General features: G+C 66.0%; 11 protein-coding genes. 6 read left to right on the top strand and 5 right to left on the bottom strand.

The genetic code is table 11. The features are described 5' to 3' along the window. Positions 1-462 precede the first annotated feature (462 nt). Positions 463-1,830 carry a replicative DNA helicase gene (dnaB, locus tag DD1DGNOD_RS26040; RefSeq protein WP_131768942.1) on the top strand — a complete coding sequence of 456 codons (1,368 nt, stop codon included), beginning with the start codon at positions 463-465 and terminating at the stop codon, positions 1,828-1,830. A 62-nt stretch (positions 1,831-1,892) separates the two neighbouring features. On the opposite strand, the gene DD1DGNOD_RS26035 is transcribed toward dnaB, so the two are convergent. The 3 genes from DD1DGNOD_RS26035 to DD1DGNOD_RS26025 form a co-directional block, all read right to left on the bottom strand. Continuing rightward, on the bottom strand, positions 1,893-2,264 hold the full coding sequence (locus DD1DGNOD_RS26035) for a MerR family transcriptional regulator (RefSeq protein WP_131768941.1): 372 nt from the start codon (positions 2,262-2,264) through the stop codon (positions 1,893-1,895). A gap of 28 nt (positions 2,265-2,292) precedes the next feature. Further along, a complete protein-coding gene (locus DD1DGNOD_RS26030) occupies positions 2,293-3,054 on the bottom strand; it encodes an SDR family NAD(P)-dependent oxidoreductase (RefSeq protein WP_131768940.1) in 762 nt (253 codons plus the stop codon). Positions 3,055-3,124: 70 nt separating this feature from the next. Then, positions 3,125-3,910 carry a TetR/AcrR family transcriptional regulator gene (locus DD1DGNOD_RS26025; RefSeq protein WP_131768939.1) on the bottom strand — a complete coding sequence of 262 codons (786 nt, stop codon included), beginning with the start codon at positions 3,908-3,910 and terminating at the stop codon, positions 3,125-3,127. An 80-nt stretch (positions 3,911-3,990) separates the two neighbouring features. Here DD1DGNOD_RS26025 and DD1DGNOD_RS26020 point away from each other — a divergent pair, with 80 nt between their 5' ends. Beyond that, positions 3,991-4,380 (top strand): VOC family protein, encoded by a 390-nt coding sequence (locus DD1DGNOD_RS26020; protein ID WP_131768938.1) that lies wholly within the window; start codon positions 3,991-3,993, stop codon positions 4,378-4,380. Between the two features lie 45 nt (positions 4,381-4,425). Here DD1DGNOD_RS26020 and DD1DGNOD_RS26015 read toward each other — a convergent pair whose 3' ends face one another. Together DD1DGNOD_RS26015 and DD1DGNOD_RS26010 are read right to left on the bottom strand one after the other, a co-directional pair. Further along, positions 4,426-5,307: a helix-turn-helix domain-containing protein gene (locus DD1DGNOD_RS26015; protein ID WP_131768937.1), complete on the bottom strand. Its 882-nt coding sequence runs from the start codon at positions 5,305-5,307 to the stop codon at positions 4,426-4,428. A 136-nt stretch (positions 5,308-5,443) separates the two neighbouring features. Beyond that, entirely contained in the window at positions 5,444-5,647 is a 204-nt protein-coding gene (locus DD1DGNOD_RS26010) for a hypothetical protein (RefSeq protein WP_131768936.1), read from the bottom strand. A gap of 1,055 nt (positions 5,648-6,702) precedes the next feature. On the opposite strand from DD1DGNOD_RS26010, the gene DD1DGNOD_RS26005 reads away from it, so the two are divergent. From DD1DGNOD_RS26005 to ilvD, 4 genes are all read left to right on the top strand, one after another. Then, a complete protein-coding gene (locus tag DD1DGNOD_RS26005) occupies positions 6,703-7,131 on the top strand; it encodes a hypothetical protein (protein ID WP_131768935.1) in 429 nt (142 codons plus the stop codon). A gap of 245 nt (positions 7,132-7,376) precedes the next feature. Beyond that, positions 7,377-7,700, top strand: coding sequence for an antibiotic biosynthesis monooxygenase family protein (locus tag DD1DGNOD_RS26000; RefSeq protein ID WP_131768934.1), 324 nt, complete (start codon positions 7,377-7,379; stop codon positions 7,698-7,700). Further along, positions 7,697-8,077: a hypothetical protein gene (locus DD1DGNOD_RS25995; protein WP_131768933.1), complete on the top strand. Its 381-nt coding sequence runs from the start codon at positions 7,697-7,699 to the stop codon at positions 8,075-8,077. The genes DD1DGNOD_RS26000 and DD1DGNOD_RS25995 overlap by 4 nt, the downstream gene beginning before the upstream one ends. 111 nt (positions 8,078-8,188) lie before the next feature. Continuing rightward, a partial coding sequence (ilvD, locus tag DD1DGNOD_RS25990) for a dihydroxy-acid dehydratase (protein ID WP_241256002.1) occupies positions 8,189-9,907 on the top strand: 1,719 nt, incomplete at its 3' end.

Raw genomic sequence — 9,907 nt, 5'->3', positions numbered from 1 at the left:
CGGTAGACCGGCCGATGCCGATATCGCGGTCACCCGTTGTGCTTTCCGGGTAGCTAGATGCCGAGATCCCCTGGCTGTTCAGAGGCTTCGTGTGGGGTCTCGGCATGATTCGTCGTCGAATTTCTTCCATCCACAGGCGATGGGCGGTGATGACGGCCTTCCGGCGCTGATAGCAGCACAGCCGATATCTGCTCCGACTGGTTGTCCACAGCCTCGGTGGGCTTGTCCCAACGATTTCCCCAGGTTCTTCGGCGTTGTGCACAGAGTTATCCCCAGGATCTGTGGATAACTTTTTGGATGCCGGGCCCACGCGTCCGTACAGTCAACGCCGCCTGGTGGGGTGCTCGATGAGACATCCGCTGGGGATTGACGAAGTCGCCACCGTCATCGAACATGTGTTCGAAGAGGGTGTGGTGTGCGGGAAATGTGCGGGAAAGGGGCAGTCATGACGGGGCCGCGGCCATGACGCTGACCGATGTCGACCGCACTCGGGCTGCTTCCGGCGGACCGGTCGAGTTCGACCGCACCCCACCGCATGATCTGGCTGCTGAGCAGAGTGCGCTGGGCGGCATGTTGCTGTCGAAGGACGCGATCGCTGACGTCGTCGAGGTGCTCGCCGCGAGTGACTTCTACCGCCCCGCGCACGGCACGGTCTACGGCGTCATCGGCGACCTCTACGGTCGCGGTGAGCCGGCTGACGTGATCAGCGTCGCTGCCGAGCTCGGCCGGCGGGAACTGCTCGAGCGTGTCGGCGGGCCGGGGTACCTGCACACCCTCATCTCCAGCGTCCCGACCGCGGCGAACGCCGGCTACTACGCCCGCATCGTCGCGGAGAAGGCTGTTCTGCGCCGCCTTGCCGAGGCCGGCACGCGTATCGTCCAGCTCGCCTTCGGCCCCGCGCAGGATGTGGACGAGGTGGTAGACCGCGCGCAGGCCGCCGTCTACGAGGTCACCGAACGCCGCTCGAGCGAGGACTACGCGCCGCTCGGCGAGCTGCTCAATCCCGCACTGGAGGAGATCGAGGCGATCGCGGGGCACGACGGCGCACTGACCGGCGTCCCCACCGGCTTCAACGATCTGGACGAGCTGACCAACGGCCTCCACGGCGGCCAGTTGTGGATCATTGCGGCCAGGCCTGCCGTCGGCAAGAGCACACTCGGATTAGACCTTGCTCGGTCTGCATCGATCCGCAGCGGCATGACATCCGTGATCTTTTCGCTGGAGATGAGCCGGATGGAGATCACTATGCGGCTGCTGTCGGCGGAGGCGCGAGTGTCCCTGCAGAACATCCGCACCGGTCGGCTCACCGATGACGACTGGGCCCGCCTGGCCCGCCGGATGGGCGAGGTCGCCGACGCGCCTCTGTTCATCGACGACAGCCCGCACCTGACCATGATGGAGATCCGGGCGAAGGCCCGACGCCTCAAGCAGCGCAACGGCCTGCGGATGATTGTCCTCGACTACCTGCAGCTCATGTCGTCACCGAAGCGAACCGAGAGCCGCCAGCAGGAGGTCAGCGAGATATCGCGTTCGCTCAAGCTGCTCGCCAAGGAACTCGACGTCCCGGTGGTAGCGATCTCCCAGCTCAACCGGGCGTCGGAGCAGCGCGCGGACAAGCGCCCGCAGATTTCCGACCTCCGCGAGTCGGGATCGCTCGAGCAGGATGCGGACGCTGTGATCCTGCTGTACCGGGAGGATGCCGTGGAGAAGGAGTCGGCCCGCGCCGGCGAGGCCGATCTGATTGTCGCAAAGCACCGTAACGGCCCGACCGGCACCGTCACCGTCGCCTTCCAGGGCCACTACTCCCGCTTCGTCGACATGGCCGGCTGACGCCGACCCAGGAGAAACTATGTAGCTGGAGGTCCTTGCGGTTTCGATGGGGCGACGGGCAATCAGGTAACCGGGTGGAGTTGATCGCTGGTTGCCTGCCGTAGTACGGCGTCCAGCCTGTCCCGCGCCTTGATCTGCACGGCTATGCGCTCGTTGAGGACCGCCAGCCGCTCCAAGGCGACCTGCAGACCTCTCTCGGAGGGCGGTGCAGCAGCCACGTTCCCGTCCAGGCAAGGCAGGAATACCTGTATGTCGTCCAAGGTGAGCCCGACGGCCAGCAGATAGCGGATATTGCGGACCCTTACCACTGTCCGTTCCTGATAGATCCGGTAGCCGTTTATGGCCCGCTCCGAGGAGATCAGGCCTGCCTGTTCATAGTGCCGCAGCGCCCTGGCCGTCGTCCCGGTCGCTTTCGCCAGTTCGCCGATCCGCACCCTTTTCACCTCCGGATGGCTGCTTCTGTCACGCAACTACCGCCCCACCGTCAACCGGGAGCACAACTCCGGTGACGAACGACGCGCCCGGTGCGGCAAGCTGGATGATCGCCCAGGCCACTTCCTCCGGCCGGCCGATCCGTCTCAGTGGGGTGTGCGCTACCTGCCACTGGTGTACCGCGGCCCTTCGTTCCGGTGTCAAACCCTGGTGTTCCCCGATCGGAGTGTCGACCGCACCGGGTGCCACCGCAACCACTCGGATTCCGCGGGGTGCCAGTTCGACCGCCCAGCTGCGTGTCAGCACCTCCAGTGCGCTCTTGGTCGCCGCGTAGACCGAGTTGCTCGGCCAGGCTCGCTGCCCTACCGACGTGCTGACATTAATGATCACTCCGCCGGAGGTCTCCAGGACGGCCAGCAGGGTTTGTGTCAGCAGAATGGGCGCGATCAGGTTGGTGTCGAGTTGGGTTTTGATCATCTCTTTTGTGAGCGTGCCGAGTGCGCCGCTGCGCACGATGCCGGCGTTGTTGACCAGAACGTCCAGCCGGCCGTGCGTCTCCAGGATGGTCTGGCTGATGCGCTCAGGCCCGCCCTTGGTTGTGATGTCGGCAGCAAGCGTGGTGATCCGGTCGTGCCCTGCGGCGGTCTCTTGCAGCGGTTCAACTCGGCGCCCGACAGCAATCACGTGGGCTCCCTCGGTCGAGAAAGCCCGGGCGGTGGCCCTGCCGATCCCACTGCCGGCCCCGGTGACAACGACGATCCGGCTGCTTTGCGACGCGATGTTGTTGTCCATATGGTCATCGTTCAACCTTGCCGCCAAGGGCAAGGTCAAACAGTGCCCGGTTGCGTACTGCCCCTGACCTCTACACCGCCGGCGACTGGCGTCGGCTCGCCTTGTCAATGAGGAGGCTCAATGCGTCGAGCACGCGTTGTAGACCGAACTGGTATGCGTGGTCGGCGTTGTGGGCGCTCCCGTGTGCGGTCCCGGCCGCTGTACCGACGCGGGTGGCGAGTGGATATTTTTTTTCGTCCATGACCCGGCTGAGCAACGGGCCGGCTGCTGCCCACCACTGCTCGTCGTTCATGCCGCTTTCTCGCTGTATGTCGCGCACTGACGTCTCGGCACGAGCACAGGCCTGGACGAAGGTGAGCAGATAGGTCAGGCAGTCGTCCATGTCGATGTCGGTCAGGCCGAGGTTGTCGAGAGCGGACAGCTCATGCTCGTACTTGGCCATCTGTCCGGGACCGAGGGGCGGTCGAATCGTGGACACCGTGCTCGCCCATGGATGTGCGCGGTACATGGCCCGGTTTTCGTCGGCGACGGCGATGAGTCGTTTCCGCCATGGTTGTCCGGCTGTGGCGGTTCGGGGCATGGCGGCGTAGGCCGCGTCGAGCATCAGGTCGAGCAGTTCGGCCTTGCCGGGGACGTACGTGTACAAGGTCATGGCAGCTACGTCGAGCTTTCGGGCCAGCTGTCGCATCGTGACCGCATCGAGGCCGTCCTTGTCGGCTATCTCGACGGCAGCGGCCACGACAGCGTCGAGGCTCAGGCCGCGGCTTGGGCCCCGACGGGGCACGACGGCGTGGTCACGCCAGAGCAGGGCAAGAGTTCGGGCTGGATCACCGGCGCTGCTGCGTGCGCTGCTCATGCGAACATTATGCGTCTTGTATACCGTACACAGTACGATGTACGATGTACGGAATTGATCGTACTGATCCAGGAGCACGCATGAAGATCACTTCGTCTGTGGTGTCGCTGAACGTCGAGGATGTGAACGCGTCCGCCGCGTTCCTCGTCGAGCACTTCGGCTTCCGTCAGGAGATGGCAGCCGACGGATTCGCCTCGCTCACGCGTGACGACGCCGGCATGAATGTCGTCTTCCTTCGCCGCGGGCTGCCGACGTTGCCGGATGACCAGCGCGACAACCATGCAACCGGCCTGATACTCGCGTTCGTCGTCGACGACCTTGAGGGTGAACTGGCCCGGCTACAGGCCGAGGGCGTGGCCATCACCATGCCTCTCACCGCTGAGGAGTGGGGCGAACGGGCGTTCCAGGTCCGCGACCCGAACGGCATCATCGTCCAGCTCGTCGACTGGAACGGCGCTATCACGGAGTGACCTGTACTCCGATGAGTATGGAACGTATGTGATCGGGCCGCGTGGTCAGCGTTGCTCGGACACGATCTGCTCGATGTAGGCCCGGCGATGGCGGTCGAGAATCGGGTCGATCTCCGTGGTCGCCTTGCTCTCGAACTCGGCGAAGATCCGGAGCAGGATCCGGACGATTTCAGGGTTCTTGTGCGACACCGTGGACAGTATTGTTTCGGTCAGCGCGCGGTTTTCATCGAGTATTTCTATGCTGCTGGACGGTGGCACCACGAGCTCGGTCCCACTGGGAACTAAGGCGATGGTGATGTTCGGTCGGTGGGTCGCAAGTTCCCTGATGCGGTCAATTTGGGCGATCATGGCTGCGGGTGCTGCCACCGGATAGCCGAGCACCGACTCCAACAGCACGAAGTAGAAGGTCCGCTTTTCGTCGTACAGAATCTTCTGCCGTTCCATCCGCAGGGCGACCGCACCCGCGCCGTCGGCAAGGTAGTCAATGTCGAACAGCTCGCAGAAACGCAGGATGATTGCCTGTGCGTATTCGCTCGTCTGCAGCAGGCCAGGCACCAGGGTCGGCTGGAAGAAGCGGACAACCTGTGCGGCAGCCTCATGCTCGAGGTACTCGGGCTGGAAACGGCCGATGTAAGGGCTGGGGTCGATGACGGGCCCGGTGCCGGATGCCAGGCGCTCGGCGGCCTGCCGGTACTGCAGAACCACATTCTCCGGCTCGTCGAGCGCACGCACGATGGTTTCGATGTCGTCGGGGCTGGGTGTGACCGCGCCTGTCTCTATCCGTGAAATCTTGGACTGGCTCATCCCCGTCCGGCCCGCGAGCTCCTGGCCGCTGAGCCGATGCCGGTGCCGCAGACCCGCGAGCTCGGCCCCCAGTGGTGTTTCTGCCGCTCGGGCTGACGCGTCGTCGTCCGGGAGGTTCTTCATGTCACACCCTTCCGAGTCGGTCCGGAGGCCCGGGAGGCCTGTGTCCCTGAGTTGCCGGGATGACGGCGGTGCGGTGACGGATGACGTTCGCACCGCCGCAGCGGCTGTGTCGCCGGTCCGCTCGGGCCGCAACCGGTCAGGGCTGCAGCGCCTGGGCGGCCTGGCGGAGGAGCGCCGCCGGGATGCGGACCATGGATTCGCCGTCCGGGACCGCGTGAACGGAGTCGACCACGTATCCCTGCACCAGGACGGTATCGGGGTCGTCCTGGTAGACGGTCGGACAACTGCCCGAATAGTCGCAAGATGTAGCGAGAACGATACCTGGCGTGTTGGCACTCACGGCGGCTCCTGGTCGGGTGATGAATATGGCGAGACGACTCGGTGTCCAGCGGGCCAAAGCTGTCATGATCATGTTTTTCGCGCCCAGGGTCCGGGAATCGATCTGGGAGGTCCGGGGACCCAGGCCGCTGGGTCGCCGGAGGCCCAGCTCTTTGGGTCGCTGGCGGGTCTTCTATGCTCGTCGAACTGTCGGCTATGCGGGTGAGCTGGCCGACCGGAGTATCGACGGATGGCTTGCCCCTTGTGGAGGCTGACCAGTATTTAACCAGGTCACTGGCACCACTGCTGTACTGGCATGGGTTTGGGGCGGCCTCGGGGCAGGTCGGACGATCAAGGTCGACAGCATGTCCGTCTCGGTGGGTTGATTGACAGATTCTGAATTATTCGATCTTTGTCGAATATTTCTTGCGCTACTACAGCTTGGTATGCATAGTGGAGTCATCTCGCCGCAGCGAGGCGGCCCCTCCTTCTCAAGGATGTGGCGCTATGAGGCAGAGCCCGCAAACCGCGAGATCGATGTCCTGGCCTGATCAGGCATCGATCCGCAGGTGCATCCGAGGGCCGCCGGCTGCTGAGCTACTCCTGCTGTGCGCATGGCGCAGGGGCGCTCCGGAGCGCCCCAGTGGGCGGATTCACCTGATCATCGAGGTGGGCCGCTTTTCGTCATCTTTGGGTCCCTCGGTGCCCTTGAACACGCGAGAGAAACCATGGTCGCGCGCTCTTCGGCCGGGCTGGCGCGGACAGAGGCGGCGGTTGTGACGCCGGGCGCCCGCAGTCGCAGAAGACGGTTTCCGAAAGACGTGGAAAGGCAAAAATGATCATTTATTCAGAAAGAACGACCAGGTCGGGCAGCTTGCCTGACGCGGTCGGCGGGAGAGTGTTGGCGCACCCTCCCGCCGAGCCGACCCAGCTTGACCCGCACCCCGGTTGGCCCCGGTGGGAGAACGGACCGTCCTCGACAATAGTCCTTCTCCCGCGTCCACTGTTCCAGGCAGGTAACTGCTTGGTATCCAGCTTCCGGATCCGCATTGCCGCCCCGCACCGGCGGGAGGCGTGATGACGACCCGGATGTTTGCCGCGGTGGCGGCGATGGCGGACGCCGACCAGCCGATCACGTTGCCGTCCGCCCACACGATGATTCTGCTCGGCGTGGTGCTCAGCGGGATCGCGCTCGTCAGCGGCAGGCGGATGTTCGCAGCCTTCCTCGCGATCGTGACGGTCGGCTTGGCGGGCCTTGCTTCCATAGCCACCGCAGTGTTCGGATCGGGCGATGTCACGCAGAGCGTTTCAGCAAGTATCACCGTGCTGGCGGGTCTGCGGTTGCGCCGGGACACCGGGCCGGTGATCTGGCCAAAGCGTCGGCCGAGCTGGAACAACCGGTTCGGTCGGTGCCAGTTCCGCCGGCAGCGACCGGATTCGGGGCCGGACGGACAGACTCCCTGCCATACCGAGGAGAACTCCTGCAACGCCGAGGAGAAACAGTAGATCCTGAAAAAGCAGGCCTGAACACAAAGCAATTCTCCTTCCCGCCCGGGGTCGGGTATGGCCGACCCCGGGCGGTCGGGCGCACGCGGAGGAGACCAGACGCCCGGGAGCAGACCACGTTTCGGATCACGGGCGGTCGGGCGCGCACGTGAGGAGACGGTTCGGGAAGGGATCGATCAGCTCGCGAGGAGACGGGCGGGATCCGTCCGGGCCGTGGTCGGATCGCGCATGCCAGACTTGTGCCCATGACCGTTCCCGAGGACGGCACCCAGGGCTCGCCGGTGCTGGAAGTCGCCCGTTTCGACGTCGTGCCCGGCGAGGAGGAGAAGTTCGCCGACGCCTACCGTTCGGTCGTCACCGAGCTCGCCACCTGCCCCGGCTTCCGGTCGGCGCGGATGACCCGTGGGGTGGAGGCGCCGTCCCGGTTCATCCTGCTGGTCGAGTGGGAGAATCTTGACGCGCACCTGGTGAACTTCCGTGGGTCCGACCGGTTCACCCGCTGGCGCGCGGCGCTGGGCCTCTTCTTCGCGCAACCGCCGAGCGTGGAGCACGTGACCGACCTGCCGTGAGCACCTTTGCCCACTACTTCTTCTTCGCGCCGGTGTTTGCGACCGTCTTCGGCTTCCTGGGCTGGATGGTCCCGGCGATACTGTTCCGCGAGGCTGTCACGCGCCGCCGGGTCGGCGTCCACACCCTTTTCCGGACGGGCTACGCGATCATCGCCGTCCTGAGCCTGTTCCTGTTCGCGATCGGGACGCGGACGAGTCAACGGGTCGAGCAGCCCGGCGGAGCCGTCGAGTACGTGACCAGCCCTCGTGATCATGATGTGGCACCGCTGCTGGGAACAGCCGCGTCCTTCGCGGTCGTGTGGCTGCTCCGGCGCCAGTGGCACCGGTGGCGGCGGAGCAGCGGCGGCCCGCGCGGCTTCGAATACGACGGGCGTTAGACTTGGAGCGGACGGGTAGGGCTCGGCGGGCGGGTTGACGCTTGGCGCGAGTGTGCCCGGAGCCCGGCGTGGCCCACGTCCGCGCCGATCGATCGCCACGAGGACTGCCTGATGCCTGTTCTGCGTTCCCGCACCACCACCCATGGTCGCAACATGGCCGGTGCCCGCGCGCTGTGGCGCGCCACCGGCATGACCGACAACGACTTCGGCAAGCCGATCGTGGCGATCGCGAACAGTTTCACCGAGTTCGTGCCTGGTCATGTGCACCTGCGCGACCTCGGCCGGATCGTGTCGGACGCGGTCGCCGAGGCCGGCGGCGTGGGGCGGGAGTTCCACACGATCGCGGTCGACGACGGCATCGCCATGGGTCACGGCGGCATGCTCTACTCGCTGCCGTCCCGCGAGATCATCGCCGACAGCGTCGAGTACATGGTGAACGCGCACTGCGCGGACGCGCTCGTCTGCATCTCGAACTGCGACAAGATCACTCCTGGGATGCTGCTCGCGGCCCTGCGGCTGAACATCCCGACCGTGTTCGTCTCCGGCGGGGCGATGGAGTCCGGTCGGGCGGTCGTCACCGAGGGTGTGGTCCGCTCGGGGCTGGACCTCATCTCCGCCATTGCCGCCTCCGTCGACACCACGGTCGGTGACGCCGAGCTGGACGCGGTCGAACGCTCCGCCTGCCCCACCTGCGGGTCCTGCTCCGGCATGTTCACCGCCAACTCGATGAACTGCCTGACCGAGGCGCTCGGGCTCGCGCTGCCCGGCAACGGTTCCACGCTCGCCACCTCCGCGGCCCGACGCGACCTGTTCGTCCGGGCCGGACGTACGGTGGTGGATCTTGCGAAGCGCTGGTACGACAAGGACGACGACGCGGTACTGCCGCGCTCGATCGCGAACCGCTCGGCCTTCCTCAACGCCTTCGCCGTGGACGTGGCCATGGGCGGTTCGACCAACACCGTGCTGCACCTGCTGGCCGCCGCGGTCGAGGCCGGGGTGGAGGTCACCCTCGACGACATCGACGAGATCTCCCGGACGGTGCCGTGCCTGTGCAAGGTGGCGCCGAGCTCGGATTACCACATGGAGGATGTCCACCGCGCCGGTGGCATCCCGGCCATCCTCGGCGAGCTCGACCGGGCCGGTCTGCTGCGCCACGACGTCCACACTGTGCATGCCGCGAACCTGGAGGAGTTCCTCACCCACTGGGACGTCCGCCGGCCGCACCCGGCGCCGGAGGCAGTGGAACTCTTCCACGCCGCGCCGGGTGGCGTGCGCACGATCGAACCGTTCTCGTCCACGTCCCGGTGGGAGTCGCTGGACACCGACGCCGTCTCCGGCTGCATCCGCGACGTCGCGCATGCCTATTCCGCCGACGGCGGCCTCGCGGTGCTGCGCGGGTCGCTCGCGCCGGACGGCGCCGTGCTCAAGACCGCCGGGGTGGAAGCCGGCCGGCTGACCTTCCGCGGCCCCGCGCTGGTGCTGGAAAGCCAGGAGGAGGCGGTGGAGGCGATCCTGTCGAAGCGGGTCACCCCCGGTGACGTGCTGGTCATCCGCTATGAGGGTCCGCGTGGCGGTCCCGGGATGCAGGAGATGCTGTACCCGACGACGTTCCTCAAGGCCCGCGGTCTCGGCCCGCAGTGCGCGCTGGTCACCGACGGCCGGTTCTCCGGTGGGTCGGCGGGCCTGTCCATCGGCCATGTGTCCCCCGAGGCCGCGCACGGCGGCGCGATCGCGCTCGTCCGCGACGGTGACATCATCGAGATCGACATCCCGTCCCGCAGGCTGGATCTGCTGGTGGACGCCGAGGAACTCGCCGTGCGGCGGGCCGAG

Source organism: Candidatus Protofrankia californiensis, from assembly GCF_900634765.1.
In the GTDB taxonomy this organism is placed as follows: Bacteria; Actinomycetota; Actinomycetes; order Frankiales; family Frankiaceae; genus Protofrankia; species Protofrankia californiensis.
Note: the sequence above shows the minus strand (reverse complement) of the source record. Positions and strands in the feature narration are given on the sequence as shown.